The sequence below is a fragment of the Ruegeria sp. SCP11 genome (genome assembly GCF_040329455.1).
GTDB lineage: Bacteria > Pseudomonadota > Alphaproteobacteria > Rhodobacterales > Rhodobacteraceae > Ruegeria > Ruegeria atlantica_E.
The window spans coordinates 257,581-276,541 of the sequence record NZ_JBDZYG010000001.1; the positions used below are offsets into that span (position 1 = coordinate 257,581).

Annotated in this window: 19 protein-coding genes; 7 read left to right on the plus strand and 12 right to left on the minus strand. The window is 57.6% G+C overall.

All coding sequences use genetic code 11. From position 1 onward, the window contains the following. Positions 1 to 6: 6 nt before the first annotated feature. Genes ABLN94_RS01340 through ABLN94_RS01355 form a run of 4 tightly spaced genes read left to right on the plus strand, consistent with a single transcriptional unit; the run spans position 7 to position 5,932 of the window. Entirely contained in the window at positions 7 to 639 is a 633-nt protein-coding gene (locus tag ABLN94_RS01340; RefSeq protein WP_352988418.1) for a DUF2460 domain-containing protein, read from the plus strand. Continuing rightward, positions 639 to 1,526, plus strand: a complete 888-nt coding sequence (locus tag ABLN94_RS01345; protein ID WP_352988419.1) for a DUF2163 domain-containing protein — start codon at positions 639 to 641, stop codon at positions 1,524 to 1,526. The genes ABLN94_RS01340 and ABLN94_RS01345 overlap by 1 nt, the downstream gene beginning before the upstream one ends. After that, positions 1,523 to 1,969, plus strand: a complete 447-nt coding sequence (locus ABLN94_RS01350; RefSeq protein WP_352988421.1) for an NlpC/P60 family protein — start codon at positions 1,523 to 1,525, stop codon at positions 1,967 to 1,969. The genes ABLN94_RS01345 and ABLN94_RS01350 overlap by 4 nt, the downstream gene beginning before the upstream one ends. Then, complete coding sequence (locus ABLN94_RS01355) at positions 1,970 to 5,932, plus strand: baseplate multidomain protein megatron (protein WP_352988423.1); 3,963 nt, start codon at positions 1,970 to 1,972, stop codon at positions 5,930 to 5,932. A gap of 285 nt (positions 5,933 to 6,217) precedes the next feature. Here the strand turns inward: ABLN94_RS01355 and ABLN94_RS01360 are convergent, their stop codons facing one another. Continuing rightward, positions 6,218 to 6,556 (minus strand): TraR/DksA family transcriptional regulator, encoded by a 339-nt coding sequence (locus ABLN94_RS01360; protein ID WP_352988425.1) that lies wholly within the window; start codon positions 6,554 to 6,556, stop codon positions 6,218 to 6,220. An 84-nt stretch (positions 6,557 to 6,640) separates the two neighbouring features. On the opposite strand from ABLN94_RS01360, the gene cysE reads away from it, so the two are divergent. Next, positions 6,641 to 7,450 carry a serine O-acetyltransferase gene (gene cysE, locus ABLN94_RS01365; protein WP_352988427.1) on the plus strand — a complete coding sequence of 270 codons (810 nt, stop codon included), beginning with the start codon at positions 6,641 to 6,643 and terminating at the stop codon, positions 7,448 to 7,450. 396 nt (positions 7,451 to 7,846) lie between these two features. Here the strand turns inward: cysE and ABLN94_RS01370 are convergent, their stop codons facing one another. The 7 genes from ABLN94_RS01370 to ABLN94_RS01400 form a co-directional block, all read right to left on the minus strand. Beyond that, positions 7,847 to 9,148: a pyruvate dehydrogenase complex dihydrolipoamide acetyltransferase gene (locus tag ABLN94_RS01370; RefSeq protein ID WP_352988428.1), complete on the minus strand. Its 1,302-nt coding sequence runs from the start codon at positions 9,146 to 9,148 to the stop codon at positions 7,847 to 7,849. 14 nt (positions 9,149 to 9,162) lie between these two features. After that, positions 9,163 to 10,533: a pyruvate dehydrogenase complex E1 component subunit beta gene (locus tag ABLN94_RS01375; RefSeq protein ID WP_352988430.1), complete on the minus strand. Its 1,371-nt coding sequence runs from the start codon at positions 10,531 to 10,533 to the stop codon at positions 9,163 to 9,165. A gap of 15 nt (positions 10,534 to 10,548) precedes the next feature. Further along, positions 10,549 to 11,538 (minus strand): pyruvate dehydrogenase (acetyl-transferring) E1 component subunit alpha, encoded by a 990-nt coding sequence (gene pdhA / locus ABLN94_RS01380; RefSeq protein ID WP_352988432.1) that lies wholly within the window; start codon positions 11,536 to 11,538, stop codon positions 10,549 to 10,551. Positions 11,539 to 11,679: 141 nt separating this feature from the next. Beyond that, complete coding sequence (locus tag ABLN94_RS01385; protein WP_352988434.1) at positions 11,680 to 11,961, minus strand: DUF3144 domain-containing protein; 282 nt, start codon at positions 11,959 to 11,961, stop codon at positions 11,680 to 11,682. Between the two features lie 83 nt (positions 11,962 to 12,044). Beyond that, on the minus strand, positions 12,045 to 12,344 hold the full coding sequence (locus ABLN94_RS01390; RefSeq protein ID WP_170489570.1) for an FtsB family cell division protein: 300 nt from the start codon (positions 12,342 to 12,344) through the stop codon (positions 12,045 to 12,047). Between the two features lie 131 nt (positions 12,345 to 12,475). After that, complete coding sequence (locus ABLN94_RS01395; protein WP_352988435.1) at positions 12,476 to 12,820, minus strand: lysozyme inhibitor LprI family protein; 345 nt, start codon at positions 12,818 to 12,820, stop codon at positions 12,476 to 12,478. Positions 12,821 to 12,889: 69 nt separating this feature from the next. After that, a complete protein-coding gene (locus ABLN94_RS01400) occupies positions 12,890 to 14,080 on the minus strand; it encodes a phosphoglycerate kinase (protein ID WP_352988986.1) in 1,191 nt (396 codons plus the stop codon). Between the two features lie 134 nt (positions 14,081 to 14,214). Here ABLN94_RS01400 and ABLN94_RS01405 point away from each other — a divergent pair, with 134 nt between their 5' ends. Further along, positions 14,215 to 14,721 carry a peptidylprolyl isomerase gene (locus tag ABLN94_RS01405; RefSeq protein WP_352988437.1) on the plus strand — a complete coding sequence of 169 codons (507 nt, stop codon included), beginning with the start codon at positions 14,215 to 14,217 and terminating at the stop codon, positions 14,719 to 14,721. Beyond that, on the plus strand, positions 14,714 to 15,262 hold the full coding sequence (locus tag ABLN94_RS01410; RefSeq protein WP_352988439.1) for a peptidylprolyl isomerase: 549 nt from the start codon (positions 14,714 to 14,716) through the stop codon (positions 15,260 to 15,262). Before ABLN94_RS01405 ends, ABLN94_RS01410 begins: the two co-directional genes overlap by 8 nt. Positions 15,263 to 15,306: 44 nt before the next feature. Here ABLN94_RS01410 and aqpZ read toward each other — a convergent pair whose 3' ends face one another. The 4 genes from aqpZ to ABLN94_RS01430 form a co-directional block, all read right to left on the minus strand. Beyond that, positions 15,307 to 15,993, minus strand: a complete 687-nt coding sequence (gene aqpZ / locus ABLN94_RS01415; RefSeq protein ID WP_352988441.1) for an aquaporin Z — start codon at positions 15,991 to 15,993, stop codon at positions 15,307 to 15,309. Between the two features lie 90 nt (positions 15,994 to 16,083). Beyond that, positions 16,084 to 16,893 carry a zinc-dependent peptidase gene (locus ABLN94_RS01420; RefSeq protein ID WP_352988443.1) on the minus strand — a complete coding sequence of 270 codons (810 nt, stop codon included), beginning with the start codon at positions 16,891 to 16,893 and terminating at the stop codon, positions 16,084 to 16,086. 95 nt (positions 16,894 to 16,988) lie between these two features. Continuing rightward, positions 16,989 to 17,489 (minus strand): bactofilin family protein, encoded by a 501-nt coding sequence (locus ABLN94_RS01425; RefSeq protein WP_170489553.1) that lies wholly within the window; start codon positions 17,487 to 17,489, stop codon positions 16,989 to 16,991. Next, positions 17,479 to 18,804 carry a M23 family metallopeptidase gene (locus ABLN94_RS01430; RefSeq protein WP_352988444.1) on the minus strand — a complete coding sequence of 442 codons (1,326 nt, stop codon included), beginning with the start codon at positions 18,802 to 18,804 and terminating at the stop codon, positions 17,479 to 17,481. The genes ABLN94_RS01425 and ABLN94_RS01430 overlap by 11 nt, the downstream gene beginning before the upstream one ends. Between the last annotated feature and the right edge of the window lie 157 nt (positions 18,805 to 18,961).

Consider the following 18,961-nt stretch of genomic DNA (forward strand, 5'->3'; position numbering starts at 1 on the left):
CAGGTCATGAATTTCCACGAAGTCAGATTTCCCGCCAGCCTCAGTTTTGACTCGGTTGGCGGCCCGGAGCGACGCACAGATGTTGTGACGCTGGCCAACGGATTTGAAGAGCGCAACACGCCCTGGGCGCATTCCCGACGCCGATATGATGCTGGGTTTGGGATGCGCTCGTTGAACGATATCGAGACTTTGGTCTCATTTTTTGAGGCTCGTCGGGGGCAGATGTTCGGCTTTCGGTGGAAAGACTGGTCGGATTACAAATCTGGTGCGGCCACTGCTGATGTAAGCCACGGTGATCAGGTCATTGCGGTGGGCAATGGTACTCAAACCGAGTTTCAATTAGCGAAGACATACAGCTCTGGCGGATTCAGCTATGTCCGGCCGATTGTGAAACCTGTTCTTGGGACGGTGATGATCGGTTTGGAGCAAGATCTCATGCGTGAAGGCGTAGACTTTGAGGTAGACCTCTCCAATGGGCTAGTCACGTTTTCAGCCTCACCACCGGAAGGGGTGGAAATTACCGCTGGGTTTGAATTTGACGTCCCGGTTCGGTTTGACACCGACAAGATTCAGACCAGTGTCGCCAGTTTCCAAGCCGGCGATGTGCCCAATGTTCCGGTCATCGAGGTGCGTGTCTGATGAGTGGCGACAAACAAGGGCTGCACAACCATCTGCAACGCGGATTGACTACAACTTGCCGATGCTGGGCAATCCGGCGCCCGGATGGGCAGGAATTCGGATTTACCGATCATGACATGGAATTGAGCTTTGAGGGGATCACTTTCAAAGCCAGTACAGGCCTGACGGCCACCGCGATTGAGCAGGCCACTGGTCTTTCCATTGACAATTCCGAGGCCATGGGCGCGCTTTCTGATGCTGCAGTCACGGAGAACGACATTGAGGCTGGTCGTTTCGACGGTGCGGAAGTACGCGCGTGGCTAGTTAACTGGGCTGCACCTGATCAGCGCATACTGCAATTCAGGGGGTCGATAGGCGAGATGAGGCGTGCCGGTGGTGCGTTTCACGCAGAATTGCGAGGCTTGACCGATTTGCTGAACCAGCCGATGGGCCGGATATACCAGAAACCCTGCACAGCTGTTTTAGGAGACGGTTCCTGCAAGTTTAGCCTCGGTACGCCGGGCTATTGGGTTGAGGCAGAGGTCACCGAGTTAACTGCAGGCAGCATATTGCAACTGAAAGGTGCGACGTCTCCGGTATCGGGGTGGTTTAAGCGAGGCAGGCTGGATGTCGTCTCGGGGCGCGCCACAGGATTGTGGGCTGCGATCAAAATGGACGAGATCATCCCAGGCGGGCGTTGCATATCGCTCTGGTCTGACATTGGTGGTGGCCTGGCTGTCGGGGATCGGGTGCGGTTAACGGCAGGTTGCGACAAGAGCATGAGTAATTGTCTGAAAAAATTCAATAATTTCATAAATTTTCAGGGCTTCCCTGATCTGCCGGGTGAAGATTGGGTAATGGCGGTTCCCAAACAAGGAAATTCAAACAATGGGGGCAGCAGACGATGACTGTACGCAGACAGGACATTCTGGATGAGGTGCGCAGTTGGTTGGGAACCCCGTATGTGCATCAGGCTTCGGTCAAGGGGGCTGGCACTGATTGCCTGGGCTTGTTGCGCGGGGTGTGGCGCGCGTTGGCAGGGTGCGAACCCGAAGCTGTTCCCACTTACAGTATGGACTGGTCGGAGCCTCAGGGCGAGGAACGCTTGTGGGACGCAGCGCGCCGACACCTGATTGAAAAAAACCTAAACGATTTGTCTGCGGGCGATGTTTTGTTGTTTCGCATGCGTGATGGCAGGGTTGCTAAGCATTTGGGCATCATCAGCCAAACCGGTCCTGTACCGCGTTTTATCCATGCCTATTCCGGATACGGCGTTGTCGAAAACGCGCTGAGCGACCCCTGGCGCCGCCGGGCGGTCGCCTGTTTTGAGTTCCCGCTGGAGGATATTTGAATGGCTACAATTGTACTGTCTGCTGCGGGCGCAGCACTCGGCGGCGCGATAGGCGGCACGGTTGCGGGGTTGTCGACGGCAATTATTGGACGCGCAGTTGGGGCCACCCTTGGCCGGGTTATCGACCAGCGATTGATGAATCAATCTGTTATGGGAAGTGGCAGCGAAGTCGTCGAGACAGGACGTCTGGACCGCTTCCGACTGACGGAAACCGGTGAAGGTGCCCCGATTGCCACGATTTTCGGACGAATGCGGGTGGGTGGTCAGGTAATTTGGGCGTCTGATTTCCTGGAAACCAAAAGCACAAGCACGACCACACAATTAGGCGGGGGCGGCAAGGGATCTCCGAGTTCGCCTGAGGTCACAACGACCGCACACAGTTATAGCTACTCAATATCTCTCGCGATTGCTGTTGGTGCAGGCCAGATTTCAGATGTCCCGCGGATTTGGGCAGATGGAGAAGAACTGGAACGTGCCGGTTTGAACATGCGCGTTTACCAGGGGACCGAGGATCAATTGCCAGACTCCCTGATCGAGGCAATCGAGGGCACAGGTAAGGTGCCCGCCTATCGCGGCACTGCTTATGTGGTTATCGAAGATCTGCAACTGGCATCGTTCGGAAACCGGGTACCGCAGTTTTCGTTCGAGGTTGTACGGCAGGATCAGTCCGGATTGCCGGATACGCCCGAGGCTTTGTCCAGAACGATCCGGGGCGTGGCGTTGATGCCGGGGACCGGAGAATACGCGCTGGCCAGCAAGCAGGTAAACTACACCAAAGGGCGAGGGCAGAGTTGGGCCGCGAATGTAAACTCTGCTTCTGGTGAGCCAGACTTGATGACATCGACCCGGGCGCTGCAAGCTGAACTACCGGCCTGCGATGCGGCCTCACTGATCGTGTCGTGGTTCGGAGATGATCTGCGTTGCGGTCAGTGCCAGCTTCAACCCAAAGTTCTGCACAAGAAGTACGAAGGCGGAAACATGCCTTGGCACGTATCAGGGGTGAACCGCAGCGCTGCCCAGGTTGTGCGACACGAGGACGGCCGTCCGGTTTACGGAGCGACCCCCGCAGACCAGTCGGTGGTGCAAGCGATCCGGCACATGAATAGCATCGGTAAACGCGTGATGTTCTATCCGTTTATCCTGATGGATCAAGCACAGGGCAATGGCCTGCCTGATCCGTGGTCGGACGCAAATGATCAGCCGCATTTACCCTGGCGCGGTCGGATCACGCTCAGTGTCGCACCGGGGCGAGGTAGCTCACCGGATCAGACGGCTGGGGCGGATGCCGAGGTGGCGGCGTTCTTCGGTGATGCGCGCGCTAGTGATTTTAGTGTAGGCGATGTTGAAGTGACTTATGCTGGCCCGCAGGAATGGGGCATGCGCCGGTTTATCTTGCACTATGCGGCATTGTGTAAAGCCGCAGGTGGAGTGGAGTCGTTCTGCATAGGGTCCGAGATGCGTGGCTTGACACAAATCCGGGGGCTGTCTGGTTTTCCAGCCGTCCAGCAACTGCGCAATCTCGCCGCCGAAGTTCGCAAGATTTTGGGGCCGGACACCAAGATAGGCTACGCTGCGGATTGGAGCGAATATTTTGGCTATCAACCCAATGATGGATCCTGGGACCGATACTTCCACCTCGACCCCCTATGGGCGGATGACAATATCGACTTCGTGGGCATCGACAACTACATGCCACTCTCGGATTGGCGGGATGGCGTGGATCATCTGGACGCGCAATCTGGGGCGCACTCGATCTACAACCTCGACTACCTGCGCGGCAATATTGAAGGCGGCGAGGGGTATGACTGGTACTATGCCTCGCCTGAAGAGGCCGAGGCCCAGATCCGGACGCCAATCACGGACAGCGAGCACGATGAGGCCTGGATCTGGCGATACAAGGATTTGCGCAATTGGTGGTCGCAGCCACATCACGAGCGCATCGGCGGAACACGTCAGGTTGATCCTACGGAATGGGTTCCTGGTTCGAAACCGATCTGGTTCACGGAACTGGGGTGCGCTGCCGTAGACAAGGGCACAAATCAGCCGAACAAATTTCTGGACCCCAAATCCTCGGAGTCCAGCTTGCCGAGATACTCCAATGGCCTGCGCGACGACTTTATGCAGGTTCAATACCTGAAGGCAGTGTTGGGTTATTGGTCCGATCCCGCGATCAATCCGGTTTCAGATCAATATGCCGGTCGGATGGTTGATATGGAGAACGCTTTTGTCTGGGCTTGGGACGCGCGTCCTTATCCGACATTCCCAAACCTGCGCAGTCAGTGGAGCGATGGCGCAAACTATTCCCGAGGTCACTGGCTGAATGGGCGATCTGGCACGCGTACTCTGGCTTCGGTGGTTACCGAAATCTGCCACGGCGCCGGGGTGACGGATATCGACGTTTCGCGCCTTTATGGCGTAGTTCGGGGCTATGCGATTGAGGACGTGAGCAGTCCGCGCGCTGCATTGCAGCCGTTGATGCTGCGGTATGGGTTCGACGCCATCGAGAGAGACGGAGTGCTGCTGTTTCAGATGCGTGATGGTCGTCAGATCATAGAACTGGACACAGATATTCTTGCCGACAGCTCTGATATCGAAGGACAGGTTGAGTATCGCAGGGAAGCTGAAGCCGAGTTGACCGGTCGCGTGCGACTGCGGTTCGTGCAATCAGATGCCGACCATGATGTTGTCTCGGAAGAGGCCGTTTTGCCAGATGAACGTACGCATTCGGTGTCCGTGAACGAAATGCCTCTGTCGATGACGCGAGCCGAAGGTCGACAAACCGCGGAACGCTGGCTGAGCGAAGCGAGAGTCTCGCGAGAGACAGCCAGGTTCGCGTTGCCGCCTTCGATGCTGCATCTGGGGGCAGGTGATGTTATCAGTTTGAAAAATGAAGGCGATGGGGCTCGGTATCGCATCGACCGTCTGGAACAGGCTGACCTGCAACTGGTCGAGGCTGTTCGGATCGAGCCAAGCGTCTATACGCCCTCCGACCTGCCAGATGACGTCGTGACAGCCACACGTTTTGTCGCGCCGGTTCCGGTTTTGCCTGTATTCATGGACCTGCCACTCATAACCGGATCAGAGCAGCCGCATGCCCCGTATCTTGCCACGTCGGCCAATCCGTGGCCGGGCAGCGTTGCAGTCTTTTCTGCAGCCAATGATGAAGACTACGCCCTGCAAGAAGTGATCTCGGGGCAGGCAGTCATCGGTTTCACCGAGACCCCGCTGATGCGGGCGAGTGCCGGTGTTTGGGACGAAGGTGCGCCGCTACGCGTCAATCTGATCGACGGTGCGCTCGAATCCCGCCCGCGCGAGGCGCTGCTCAACGGTGCCAACTTGGCCGCAATCGGCGATGGGACGCCCGGCAATTGGGAGCTTTTCCAGTTCGCCGATGCGGCGTTGCAAGACGGCGGCATCTACACCTTGTCCGGGCGCCTGCGTGGGCAGTTGGGAACAGATGTTCTTATCCCAGACACTTGGCCCGAGGGGTCGATGTTTGTGCTCTTGGACCAGCGCGTCTATCAAACCAGCCTGTTGCGATCCGAGCGGAGAGTGAGCAAACACTATCGTATCGGTCCGGCGACACGGGGCTATGACGACCCGTCTTTTGTTCACCTAGTCGAGGCGTTCGACGGGAATGGATTGCGACCATACTCTCCAGTGCATCTGAGGGCGGTTGTTTCGGCTGCAGGCGATCAGTTCTCTTGGATACGTCGCACTCGCCTGGATGGAGATGACTGGGCTGGATTGGACGTGCCGCTGGAAGAAGAAAGCGAATCTTATCTGGTTCAAATTCGCGCGAACGGCTCATTGGTGCGAGAGCAAATCGTGACCCAGCCGAGTTGGGTTTATACGGAGGCAATGAAAACGGCGGATAACGTAGACGAAGCCTACGACGTGAGGGTGGCACAAATCTCGGCCAGCTATGGGCCGGGGTTGGCGGCCAACCTGGCTATTGGGTAGATTGGCCGATGCGTCCCATCTTGCACGGAGATGTTAGTGCCGTGGCGCGGGCTTTGTTGGCCGCGCCAGCGTTGGATCGCGAGCGCCTCTGCTCTCGGATGATTTTTGAAGCCGATCTGGCCGACAAGCACGTTGGTCAGACGGGGGGCCTTCACCCCATGTTTGGTAACGGTTCTTTGATGGCAGTGGCGCGAAACAGGCGGTTAGCGGACGAGCCTGGCTTTGACAATTTGCAGTATTGTCAATGTTTTGAGATGGTTATGCGCCATCTAATCCGGTTTCACATCAGCCAGACGCACAGCTGACGCATTTTGTGGCGGCGAAGTCGAGGTTTAGCCGCCCCTTGGGAATCTCTTCACCGCAATCCTCACAATACCCAAATTCGCCTTCTTGAATCCGGACTAGCGCGGCCTGCAACCGTCGCGCCTCAATATCTCGGTTGGCCTGCTGTGCCTTAGCCATTGCCTGATTCTGCAAAGCGTCCATTCTGCTGAGACGACCAATGGCCTGTTGATCCAGTTCGACAATTGCCTGTGCATCTTTTTCCGACGCCGAATGATCTGCAAGTTCAGCTAATCGCTCCTGAATTCTTACCTCAAATGCCGCTAGTTCAGTTTCATTCAATTTCGTTACCCTGCATATCACGGGTTTGCGTTTGGCGTTTTTACAACTAAATGGCATTCTAGGCTCAGAAAAGGATCGAAAGCCATGTTGGAAAAGCGCAGTCAGGTAACTCCGGTTGACCCAGTCTGGAACCGTATCACGACCGAAGCTCAGGCAGCAGTCGAGAGTGAGCCGTTGATGGGTGGCCTGGTTCACGCCTGTATTCTGCACCACCGCAGCCTGGAGCGGGCGCTGTCTTATCGGGTGGCGGCCAAGCTGTGCTCGAACGAAATGTCGATGATGGTGCTGCGAGAAATCGTGGATGAAGCCTATGCTGGCGATTCCTCGTTGATCGAGGCCGCACGCGCGGACTTGATGGCTGTCTATGAGCGTGATCCGGCCTGCCACCGCCTGTTGCAACCGGTTCTGTATTTCAAAGGGTATCAGGCGATGCAGGCTTACCGTGTGGCTCATTGGCTGTGGAACAAGGGCCGTCACGATCTTGCATACTTCTTCCAGATGCGCTCGTCCGAGATTTTTGGGATCGACATTCATCCAGCCGCGAAGATCGGCAAGGGGATCATGATCGACCATGCCCATTCCATTGTGATCGGTGAGACAGCTGTTGTCGGAGACAATGTGTCGATGCTGCATTCGGTGACGCTGGGGGGCACCGGCAAGGAAGAAGAACAGCGCCATCCCACGATTGGTGACGGTGTTCTAATCGGCGCCGGCGCCAAGGTGCTGGGCAATATCGAGGTCGGCCATTGCAGCCGCATTGCCGCGGGCTCGGTGGTTCTCCAGAAAGTTCCGGCCTGTACGACTGTCGCCGGTATACCTGCCAAGATCGTAGGTGAGGCCGGGTGCGATCAGCCCTCGATTTCGATGGACCACATGCTGGGTAAAGATCAGTAACTCTAGTTTGAGCGGTTTTTCTTTCGATTTAACCGCTCAAGCCGCCTCTGGTCGCGCCGTTTCTTCCGCTCTTTGATCCGCTGTTGCTGCGCTGCTTTCTGCTGTGCAATGACGGCGGGGTCGCGGGACTTGAACTTTGAGTTCTCACCCGGATAGCTGTTGGGTTTTGCGATTGCCGTCATGGGCAGTGCAATCGCCGTCAAAGCTACTAAGAGCAGAGTTTTCGTCGGATTTTTTAAAGCCATAGCGCACCTGTGCATCGGGGGCATCTGTGCAAGCATGGTGCTTCGGTATCGGGGATTGGGCAATTGCCCGGGCAATCACGTTCGCTCACTTTACGAAGGTGAATGAAAGGACCGCGCAAGGTGGATGACCCTGCGCGGTTCGTGTTCAGGATCAGGCCAGCATGACCATCGGATTTTCCAGATTGTCGACGATGGCTTGCAGCAGCTCCGCTCCAAGCGCGCCGTCGATGACCCGGTGATCGACTGACATGGTAACGGACATGACGGTGGCAACCGCAAGTTCTCCGTCATCGCCAACGACCGGCTTTTTGACACCCGAGCCAACGGCTAGAATACCAGCGTGCGGTGGGTTCACGATGGCGTCGAAATTATCGATGCCGAACATGCCGAGGTTCGATACCGCGAAGGTGCCGCCCTGATACTCATGCGGTGCCAGCTTGCGTTCGCGGGCGCGGGCAGCCAGATCTTTCATCTCGGTCGACAACGCCGACAGCGACTTGGTGTCGGCGTCCTGCAGGACCGGCGTGAACAAACCACCTTCGATGGCAACCGCAACTGCAACATCCGAAGGTTTCAGTTGCAGAACCCGGTCGCCTGCCCAGACCGCGTTACAGGCCGGGACCTGTTGCAGCGCATTGGCGACGGCTTTGATGATGAAGTCGTTGACGCTAAGCTTCACGCCACGGCCTTCGAGCTGTTTGTTCAGTTGGCTCCGGAACTTGAGCAGCGCGTCCAGTTTGATGTCGCGGCGCAGATAGAAGTGCGGGATGGTCTGCTTGGCCTCAGACAGGCGCGCGGCGATGGTCTTGCGCATCCCGTCGAGCTTGATTTCTTCGTATTCGCGCCCTTCGTACATGCGGGCCACTGCATCTGCCGAGGGTCCAGCCGGAGCTGGGGCGGCCGGGGCTGCGGCGGCAGGTGCTGGGGCTCCCGCCGGAGCCGTAGCTGTCGCGCCTTCAACATCGGCTTTGACGATACGGCCATGCGGACCGGTGCCAGTGATCTGGGCCAGATCCAGACCTTTCTGCGCTGCGATCCGGCGGGCCAGTGGCGAGGCGAAGATACGGCCGCCATCTGCCTTAACCGGTGCGGCTGGGGCAGGGGCGGGCGTCTCGGATGCCGCTGGCGCGGCGGCCTCGTTGCCCCCGGCGGCTGCTGGCGCAGCCGCGGGAGCTGCGGCAGGAGCAGCCGATATATCATCCGCGCTTTCACCATCTTCCAGCAAAACAGCGATGGCTGTGTTGACCTTCACCCCTTCGGTGCCTTCGGGGATCAGGATCTTGCCGATGGTACCTTCGTCGACGGCCTCGAACTCCATCGTGGCCTTGTCGGTTTCGATCTCGGCCAGCAGGTCGCCGGAGGAGACTGTGTCGCCTTCCTTAACCAGCCATTTGGCGAGCGTTCCTTCCTCCATCGTCGGTGAAAGGGCGGGCATCAGAATTTCGGTGGGCATCTGTCTGTCGCTCCTTACCGGTAGGTCACTTGTTTGACAGCGGAGATCACCTCATCGGTGGTGATCAGGGCCAGCTTTTCGAGGTTCGCAGCGTAGGGCATCGGAACGTCCTTGCCGGTGCAGTTGATGACCGGCGCGTCTAGGTAGTCGAACGCTTCCTGCATTACCACGGAGGAGATGTAGCTGCCGACCGAGCCTTGCGGCCAGCCTTCTTCGACGGTCACCAGACGGTTGGTTTTCATCACCGAGTTGATGATCGCGCCGGTGTCCATCGGGCGGATGGTGCGCAGGTCGATCACCTCGGCGTTGATGCCTTCCTCGGCCAGTTTGTCGGCGGCTTCGAGTGCGAACTGCATGCCGATGCCAAAGCTGACGATGGTCACGTCCGAGCCTTCACGCCAGATGCGGGCTTTGCCCAGAGGGATGGTCAGATCATCCACCTGGGGCACATCGGAGGAGCGACCGTAGAGGATTTCGTTTTCCAAGAAGATCACCGGGTTGGGGTCGCGAATGGCCGATTTCAACAGGCCCTTGGCGTCGGCGGCTGAGTAGGGCATCACGACTTTCAGACCGGGAACCTGCATGTACCAAGCCGCGTAGTCCTGACTGTGCTGCGCGGCCACGCGGGCAGCGGCTCCGTTGGGGCCGCGGAAGACGATGGGGCAGCCCATCTGACCGCCAGACATGTAAAGTGTCTTGGCTGCCGAGTTGATGATGTGGTCGATCGCCTGCATGGCGAAGTTGAAGGTCATGAACTCGACGATCGGTTTCAAACCGCCAAAGGCCGACCCAACTGCGATACCAGCAAAACCATGTTCGGTGATCGGAGTGTCGATGACGCGTTTGGCGCCGAACTCATCCAGCAGGCCTTGGGAGACTTTGTAGGCGCCCTGATATTCGGCGACTTCTTCGCCCATCAGGTAAACATCTTCGTCACCCCGCATTTCTTCAGCCATTGCGTCGCGCAAGGCTTCACGAACGGTTTGTTGCGCCATTGGCGCGTCTGCGGGCCAGTCAGGCGACAGGTCGACCACTGGCGCGGCGGGAGCAGCGGCAGGAGCGGGCGCCTCCGCCGCCACCGGGGCGGCCTCGGCTACCGCTGCGGCTGCAGGCGCAGCCGCGGGTAGGGCGGAGGCGTCTTCACCTTCTTCCACCAGGATTGCGATGGGGGTGTTCACTTTAACCCCTTCTGTGCCCTCGTCGATCAGGATTTTACCGACGATGCCTTCATCGACAGCCTCAAACTCCATCGTCGCCTTGTCGGTTTCGATCTCGGCCATGATGTCGCCTGAAGATACGGTGTCGCCTTCCTTGACCAACCATTTGGCCAGAGTTCCCTCTTCCATCGTGGGCGAAAGGGCGGGCATGAGAATTTCGGTTGCCATGTCTTAATCGTCCTCTCAGGCGTAAATGTCGGTCCAGAGCTCTTCGACGGAAGGCTCGGGGCTTTCTTTCGAGAATTCGGCAGCTTGGTTCACGATCTCTTTGATTTCTTTGTCGATCGCCTTCAGATCGTCTTCGGTCGCGTGTTTGCCGGTTAGCAGCAGCTCGCGTACATGTTCGATTGGGTCGCTTTGTTCGCGAACCTTCTGAACTTCTTCGCGGGTGCGGTACTTTGCTGGGTCGGACATCGAGTGGCCGCGATAGCGGTAGGTCTTGATTTCCAGAATGTAAGGGCCTTTGCCCGCGCGGCAGTGGGCGACGGCTTTTTCACCGGCTTCCTTGACGGCCAACACGTCCATGCCATTGACGATCTCGCCGGGAATGCCGAAGGCCTCACCGCGGTGGTAGATGTCCTTTGTCGAGGTCGAGCGCGCCTGAGCGGTGCCCATGGCGTATTGGTTGTTCTCGATCACGAAAACCACCGGCAGATCCCAAAGGGCGGCCATGTTGAAGGTTTCGTAGACTTGACCCTGGTTCGCCGCGCCGTCACCGAAATAGGTGAAGGTCACGCCGCCGTTTTCCTTGTATTTGTCTGCAAAGGCCAGACCGGCGCCCAGCGGGACCTGCGCGCCGACGATGCCGTGGCCGCCATAGAAATGCTTCTCTTTCGAGAACATGTGCATCGAGCCGCCCTTACCTTTGGACAGACCGCCGATGCGTCCGGTCAATTCGGCCATCACGCCGCCCGGCTCCATCCCGCACGCCAGCATGTGGCCGTGGTCGCGGTATGAAGTGATGCGTTTGTCGCCTTCTTTGGCTGCGGCCTCGAGGCCCACAACGACGGCTTCCTGTCCGATGTAAAGGTGGCAGAACCCACCGATCAGACCCATGCCGTAAAGCTGGCCCGCCTTTTCCTCGAATCGGCGGATCAGAAGCATTTCGCGGTAGTAGGTTTTAAGCTCTTCCGCGGAAACGTTTGGTTTCTTTGTGGTTTTTCGCGCAGCCATCGTGGCGATCTCCCCCTTCCGGACAGATAGTTTAGCGTTAAACTATCTCATAAAGCATTTCCTGCTTTCTGGCGAGTGTAAATGTGACGCGGGGGAACTAATCGGCGGAAAGCAGTGTTTCTATGGGCAAAACACCTGCGCTTAGCGCATGTATTTGTCAAAATTGTCGATGTAGTCAGTCAGGTTTTCATCGAGCATTTTTCGATACTCTTGAACAAAGTACTCGATGGTCTCTTCTTTCATCTCCTCCATATCGTCTCGGTTTTCGAAGCCACAGGCGCTGACCCAGGAATTGAACCGTGCCGCTGCGTATAAGAGCGATGCGCTGACCTTTCCGCGTGTCACCTGTTCCAGATATGTGTTTGCCAGGTTGATTACGGCATCAGCTCTGTCGAAAAACTGATCGTCAAGTTTGTTGCTCATAACAAAAGATCCCTCGGTTTGTGCTTCACTAGTCGCCATAAAAGGGCGAAATTCAAACCAAAAAGGATACTGAAGTAAAGAATTTAGCGGATAACAATTTCATCCGAGCGGATCATGCCCAGAACCGAGCGCGCCTGTTGATCCAGCAGATCGAGGTCCAGGTAGGTATCTGACAAGCGGCGAGTCAGGTTTTCCATCTCCGCGATCTCGGCTTCAAGCTTGGTGAGGTCGCGTGACAGGGCGTCCCGTTCCGCCGCAATCTCGACCCGTCGGAACAGGCCAAAGTCGCCCTGCACGGCGGCAAAGGTGAAATACACACCCAGCATAAATGCCACCATGAAGAAAACGACTGCGCCCAAACCGGGCCGATGGGAACGGGACACTCTGTTTACCGCCGTATGAAGTTTGCCTCAAAAACGTGCCCTTTTCGGACATCTGAAATCAGTATGTCATAGGTGATTCGGGTTGTGAATCCCTTGGCTTGTACTTTTTTCAATTTGTTGATGACTGCTAGTCAACGCCAGGCTTGCAGCGCTTGGTTGCGGGACAAGGTCTGCTCTTCGATGCAGGCCCAATAGAACATCGGTGCGGCGCTGCCGTCGCCCATCAACTCCCGGTCGCAGGTGGCATCACGGGCTTTAAGCCAAGCGCGTTGCTCTTGCAGCAGGGATTGCCCATCTCCGCGCGCATCTGCCAGCGGTTTGACCTCTTTCCAAATCCGGTTCAGTTCGCGATCCGCGATTTCCCATTTTTCCTTCGCACAGAAATTGGCTTCGATCTGCGTTTGTCCACCGCAACTGGATTGTGCGAGGGCAGGCAAGGGAAGCAGAATTGCGATCAGGAAAGCAATAACTCTCATGGCAAAATCTCCCCCTCAAAGGGAAGATTCTACCATCAATTCCGAAAAGCGACCAACGCGCTGTGGGTGTTACGCTTCCAGCGCCGCTACGCCGGGTAGGGTCTTGCCCTCCATCCACTCAAGGAATGCGCCACCCGCAGTCGAAATATACGAGAAATCCTTCGCCGCCCCTGATGCGTTCAGCGCAGCGACAGTGTCACCACCACCTGCAACTGAAACCAATTGGCCCGAGCTGGTCAGCGCTGCGGCTTTCAGTGCGGCTGCATTGGTGGCTGCGTCGAAGGGTTCGATCTCGAACGCGCCGAGCGGGCCGTTCCAGATGAGGGTTTGGCTTTTGGCGAAAATTTCAGTGATGGCTGCAACGCTTTCAGGGCCGGCGTCCAGTATCATGCCGTCATCGGTGCATTGATCTGCGGGAAGCACCTGATGAGGAGCGTTCGCTTCGAACTTTTCCGCGACGACCACGTCCGAGGGCAGGACGATCGTACAGCCCGAGTTTTCAGCCTTGGCCAGAATCTCGGCCGCGGTGTCTTTCATTGCGGTTTCGGCCAGCGATTTACCGACGTTCAGTCCTTTGGCAACGAGGAATGTGTTCGCCATGCCACCGCCGATAACCAGATAATCCACCTTGTTGATCAGGTTACCCAGCAATTCCAACTTGGTTGAAACTTTCGCGCCGCCAACCACGGCGGTCACCGGGCGCTTGGGCGCACCCAGCGCGCCTTCCAGCGCTTCCAGTTCCGCCTGCATCAAGCGTCCGGCACAGGCGGGTAGCAGGCGGGCGATAGCCTCGGTCGAGCTGTGCGCGCGGTGGGCCGCCGAGAAAGCATCATTGCAATAGACGTCACCCAGCTTGGCCATGCCTGCGGCCAGATTGGCGTCATTCTTGGTCTCAGCCGCGTGAAAGCGGGTATTCTCCAGCAGCAGGACCTGACCGGGTTGCAGGGCATCGGCGGCCAGTTCGGCCGCGGTGCCAACGCAATCTGCGGCGAACAGGACTGTGGCGCCAAAAGCGGTCTCAAGTGTTGGGATCAGCTGTTTCAGGGACAGGTTCTCACGCCGCTCACCGCCGGGACGCCCGAAATGCGCCAGCAGGATCGGCTTGCCGCCAGCGGCTAGAATATCTTTGACCGTCGGCACAATGCGCTGAATGCGGGTTGCGTCGGTCACGACCCCATCCACCACCGGCACGTTGATATCGACGCGCACCAGCACGCGTTTACCGTTCAGGTCCATATCGTCGAGAGTTTTCCAGCCCATCGTGCAATCCTCGGAAAATTGAAACAGATTTAGGCGGTTCTTTTCCTTCATTTTGCCCTCAGGTCAATGCGTCACTTGGCATTCATGCGCATGGCGAATAGGTATTTGCGCAAGACAAACGACAGGAGGGCCTCATGGCCGAGATCAAGGATCCCGAAAACACGATCATCATCGAACTGAAAGACGGCAATGTCGTCATCGAGCTGCTACCCGACGTGGCCCCTCAGCACAGCGCCCGCATGAAGGAACTGGCGCGTGGTGGCGAGTATGACAACGTGGCCTTCCACCGTGTAATTGACGGCTTCATGGCGCAGACCGGCGACGTTCAGCATGGCGACATGGAAGATGGATTCAACCTGCGTATGGCAGGCACTGGCGGCTCGTCGCTGCCGAATGTTCCTGCCGAATTCTCCAAGCTGCCGCACGACCGTGGCACGCTGGGTGCGGCACGTTCGCAGAACCCGGACTCGGCCAACTCGCAGTTTTTCATCAACTTCAAGGACAACCACTTCCTGAACGGCCAGTACACCGTTTACGGCCGCGTCATTGAAGGCATGGAGCATGTTGATGCCATCACCCGCGGTGAGCCGCCAGCGAGCCCCGACCGCATGATCAGCGTCAAGGTGGCGGCTGATGTATAAGCTGGCCGCCGCTTTCGCCTTGTTGGCCAGCCCCGCGCTGGCCACAGGGCTTCAGATCGAGATCGAAGGTGAGGGCGCCAATGGTACCGTCACCGTCGACCTGTTCGATGACCTTGCGCCGCAACACGTTGAGCAAATCAGCGCTCTGGCGGCTGAGGGCAAGTATGACGGGGTGGTGTTCCACCGCGTGATCGACGGGTTCATGGCGCAGACCGGAGACGTTGAATTTGGCCGTATCGGTGGCGACATGCGTCGTGCCGGAACGGGCGGATCGGATCGTCCCGACCTGCCGGCTGAGTTCTCGGACTACAACTATGACCGCGGTGTCGTGGGTATGGCGCGGGCGCAGGATCCGAACAGCGCGAATTCGCAGTTTTTCATCATGTTCGAACCGGGACCGTTCCTGAACGGCCAGTATACGGTTGTCGGTCAGGTCACTGACGGTATGGATGTGGTGGATGCGATCAAGCGGGGTGATGGCCCCAACGGCACTGTGATCGGCCAGCCGGACGTGATGAAAAAAGTCACCGTAACCGAATAAATAGAAAAGCCCCGATGTGTATGATCATCGGGGCTTTCTTGGGCTCAATCGTCTCCCATTACCTGCCATATTAGCGCCCCGATGGCAGCGCCGATCAGAGGCGCGACCCAGAACAGCCAGAGCTGTGCCAGCGCCGGAGCGTCTGCAAACAGCGCCACACCGGTAGACCGCGCCGGGTTGACCGATGTGTTGGTCACTGGGATCGAAATCAGGTGAATCAGAGTTAGGCACAAACCAATTGCGATCGGGGCAAAGCCGTCGGGAGCAAAGTTAGATGTTGCGCCAAGAATGACGATGATGAAGAACGCGGTCATCACGATTTCAATCACCAAAGCGGACATCATCGAATAGCCCTCGGGCGAGGCCTCTCCATAGCCGTTCGAGGCAAATCCGCCAACTCCCTCAAAGCCTGGTGCGCCGCTGACAATCAGATAAAGGACGGCTGCGGCGGCAATTGCGCCGATCACCTGCGCGATCCAATAGGGGATCAACTCCTGGGCCGGGAACCTGCCGCCGATCATCAGGCCAAGGCTGACCGCCGGGTTGAAATGCCCACCCGAGATATGTCCGACCGCGTATGCCATGGTCAGAACCGTCAGGCCGAAGGCAAAGGAAACACCCAGCCAACCGATGCCCACATCGGCAACGCCTGCCGCCAGAACAGCGCTACCGCAGCCGCCCAGCACCAGCCAGAACGTGCCGAAGAATTCGGCCATGAGTTTTGATGACATGAAAAGCCCTCCAGAAAACAATGGGTTTCAGTGTAATTCAAAAATCGATTTTTGTGAAACTGACGTAACACCGAACATATTCGGCAGGTCCTAATCCCAAGTGGCGGGGTCCAGCCGGAACAGTTTGGAGAGTTGCTCGTACACATCTGGAACAGCAGCTTTCAGCTGTCGTGGTTGTTCAAAAAACACTTCGACCGAGACGGCGAAAAACTCTTCATGCCCCACAGCGCCATAGGGATCGATGACAGTATGCTGGTGATGCTCGACAGCGTGGACATGGGCGTCATAGGCGGTCAGAAATACGCGCTCCCATTCCGCAAAGCTCTGCCCATCACTCAGGATCGGAACGCCGTTGGTGCCGCCCGACAGGTCATCAACCTGGTGTGCAAACTCGTGCAGAACGACGTTTTGCCCGTCGTGGTCATTCGCCGCGCCCTGTTTGCTGTGCGACCAGGACAGGATGACCGGTCCGCGATCCCAGCTTTCTCCGGTGCGGACAATTTCCTTTTCGCTGACAACATATCCATCCTGCCTGCGTTGACGGGATTTGAAGGCGCTCGGGTAGATCAAGATGGTTGTCAAATGGTCGTACCACAGGTCGCTATTGACCAGCAGCAGGCTGGCTTGGGCGGCGATGGCCAATTCCATCTCTTCAGTAACTTCCAACCCGTCGCAGCCGTGGAACTGCACCTGATCCAGAAACAGATTCACCTTGCCGTCCAGCTTAGCGCGCAGGTCAGGGGGCAATCGGCGGATCAGCGGCACCTGATGTTCGATCACACTGCGCTGATGGTTGGTCAGAGGTGTGGCCAGCAGTTCCTGACGCGCCTGCGATTTGGACCAGTAACGGTAAACGAAAAAGCCAACGATGAGCAGCAGGATTGAGAAAAAGATCAACATGTCAGAACCCTATACTGACAATGCCGGGCAGCAAGGTAAAAGAAAACGCCGCAGGGTGTCCTGCGGCGTTTGATCATTCGGATATGGGGTCAGCGTTACTGTTTGACCTCAGCCGCCGGGTTGGCGCCGGATTTGGCGCTGCGGCCGGGGTTCAGAGGATCGTCCTGACGCTGCACAGAGCCTTCGAAATGCGCACCGCTTTCGATGGCGATGGTCTTATGGATGATGTCGCCTTCGACGCGGGCGGTCGAGGTCAGGCGCACTTTCAGGCCACGTACACGGCCAACGATGCGGCCGTTGATCACGACGTCATCGGCGGTGACTTCGCCTTTGATGGTTGCGGTTTCACCGATGGTCAGCAGGTGCGCGCGGATGTCGCCTTCGACAGTGCCTTCAACCTGAATGTCACCCGTTGTCTTCAGGTTGCCTGTAATGTGCAGGTCCGAAGACAGAACCGATGCCGGAGGTTTGGGCTTGGGCGCGGATGTCGCCTTGCTTTCCGAAGGGGCAGGGGCCGCAGGTGTCGCCGGAGCGGCAGGCTTTGCCGTCTCAGCGGTGCTCGGTGCGGGCTCGTTGATTTTGTTCTTAGAAAACATTTCTCGCAGCCTTGATGTAAGTCATTGGGTTAACAGGTTTTCCGTTTGCGCGTACTTCATAGTGCAGATGCGTACCGGTAGACCGTCCAGTGCTACCCATATCAGCAATATGATCCCCACGCGAGACCCTTTGACCAACCTTCACCCGGATCTTGGTGTTATGGGCGTAAAGTGTCTCAATTCCGAAGGCGTGCTTGATTTTGACCAGCCGCCCAAAGCCCGATTGCCAGCCCGCATGAGTTACCACGCCATCGGCGGTGGCAAAGATGTCGGTGCCGTGCGCGCCCGCGAAATCAGCCCCGTTATGCATGCGACGGCCGCCTGTCTTGGGGTCACGACGAAAACCGAAACCGCTGGTATAGCGGACAACGTCATGCACCGGGCTTGCAAAGGGGGCTTTTTCGGCGGCTATGCGGTACAGGTTCAACTGATCCATCTGTTGCAGCAACACGTTTGCGCGGATTTCGTCGGGGGTCAGGTCCTCTCCGCGCGTGCTGAAAGAGATGGGGGTGAGGGGGCCACCCATACCGCTATAGCCGCGGCGGACTTCTTCGATAATACGGTCGGTGGGCATTCCGGCCTCGCGGAACATCTTGTCCAGCGGCTCGACCGAAATCACCATCGCCTCTTCCAACTGGCGGAAAATTTCGTCGCTGCGTTCCTGCATCAGTTGGATTTCAAGTTCTAGTTCTTCGCGCTGATCGAATGCGTCCTGAGCGTCCGACGCGATCTGGTCCCGTTCGGCTGCGGTGCGGACCAGCGCTTCGGTCATGAAGTTCATCTGCTCGGGGTGGGCTAGGGCGGTCACGTACATGTCGCCATCACCGGTTTCGACCTGCATTTCCGCTAGCTCGGTCCGAGCCTCTTCCCGTTGCTTCATTGTGGTGCGCAGGGTGGTTTGGATGACCTCGATCCCTGTCTCCAACTCGCGGCGGCGGTTTTCCGAGGTCAGAAGCTCGGACTGCATCGCAGAAATTTGTTCTAGCGCTGCGTTAAAGCGGTCCTGTGCAGCCAGCGCCTCTTGTGCGCGGGCATCGCGTTCGGCGGACAGGATGTTCAGACGCTCCTGATAGGTCGCCTGATCTCGCTTGGCCTGCTCGCGGAAGTTGCCTGATCCGATGTTGTCCATCAGCAGGATTGCCGTCGCGACCGCGGTCCAGCCAACAATCACAGCAACCCCAGCCACAGCAGCCACCTGCGTTTCCGAGCTAAGCCGGATAAAGCGCGTGTCGTTGTCAGATTTCAGAAAGACCCGGCGCTCCGGGAAATGCCGTTCAAGCAGTGAGTGTAGTTTGATTGCCAGACGGGTTCGCACGCGCCTATACCTCATATCCCCAAGATCGGGATCGGTCGTGAGTGATCGCCGTCCCTTGGGCGCACTGCATAGAGGGCGCGTGCCTTTTGGGCAAGTTTGTTAACCAGTTCACACATGAAACCTACTTATTCCCGCCAATTCTCGGCGGGAATCTGCC

Excerpts from the sequence above, each read along its gene's own strand:
- ABLN94_RS01340 (WP_352988418.1), top strand. The coding sequence starts at position 7 with ATGAATTTCCACGAAGTCAGATTTCCCGCCAGCCTCAGTTTTGACTCG.
- ABLN94_RS01345 (WP_352988419.1), top strand. The coding sequence starts at position 639 with ATGAGTGGCGACAAACAAGGGCTGCACAACCATCTGCAACGCGGATTG.
- ABLN94_RS01350 (WP_352988421.1), top strand. The coding sequence starts at position 1,523 with ATGACTGTACGCAGACAGGACATTCTGGATGAGGTGCGCAGTTGGTTG.
- ABLN94_RS01355 (WP_352988423.1), top strand. The coding sequence starts at position 1,970 with ATGGCTACAATTGTACTGTCTGCTGCGGGCGCAGCACTCGGCGGCGCG.
- cysE (WP_352988427.1), top strand. The coding sequence starts at position 6,641 with ATGTTGGAAAAGCGCAGTCAGGTAACTCCGGTTGACCCAGTCTGGAAC.
- ABLN94_RS01370 (WP_352988428.1), bottom strand. The coding sequence starts at position 9,148 with ATGCCCACCGAAATTCTGATGCCCGCCCTTTCACCGACGATGGAGGAA.
- ABLN94_RS01375 (WP_352988430.1), bottom strand. The coding sequence starts at position 10,533 with ATGGCAACCGAAATTCTCATGCCCGCCCTTTCGCCCACGATGGAAGAG.
- pdhA (WP_352988432.1), bottom strand. The coding sequence starts at position 11,538 with ATGGCTGCGCGAAAAACCACAAAGAAACCAAACGTTTCCGCGGAAGAG.
- ABLN94_RS01385 (WP_352988434.1), bottom strand. The coding sequence starts at position 11,961 with ATGAGCAACAAACTTGACGATCAGTTTTTCGACAGAGCTGATGCCGTA.
- ABLN94_RS01395 (WP_352988435.1), bottom strand. The coding sequence starts at position 12,820 with ATGAGAGTTATTGCTTTCCTGATCGCAATTCTGCTTCCCTTGCCTGCC.
- ABLN94_RS01400 (WP_352988986.1), bottom strand. The coding sequence starts at position 14,080 with ATGGGCTGGAAAACTCTCGACGATATGGACCTGAACGGTAAACGCGTG.
- ABLN94_RS01405 (WP_352988437.1), top strand. The coding sequence starts at position 14,215 with ATGGCCGAGATCAAGGATCCCGAAAACACGATCATCATCGAACTGAAA.
- ABLN94_RS01410 (WP_352988439.1), top strand. The coding sequence starts at position 14,714 with ATGTATAAGCTGGCCGCCGCTTTCGCCTTGTTGGCCAGCCCCGCGCTG.
- aqpZ (WP_352988441.1), bottom strand. The coding sequence starts at position 15,993 with ATGTCATCAAAACTCATGGCCGAATTCTTCGGCACGTTCTGGCTGGTG.
- ABLN94_RS01420 (WP_352988443.1), bottom strand. The coding sequence starts at position 16,893 with ATGTTGATCTTTTTCTCAATCCTGCTGCTCATCGTTGGCTTTTTCGTT.
- ABLN94_RS01425 (WP_170489553.1), bottom strand. The coding sequence starts at position 17,489 with ATGTTTTCTAAGAACAAAATCAACGAGCCCGCACCGAGCACCGCTGAG.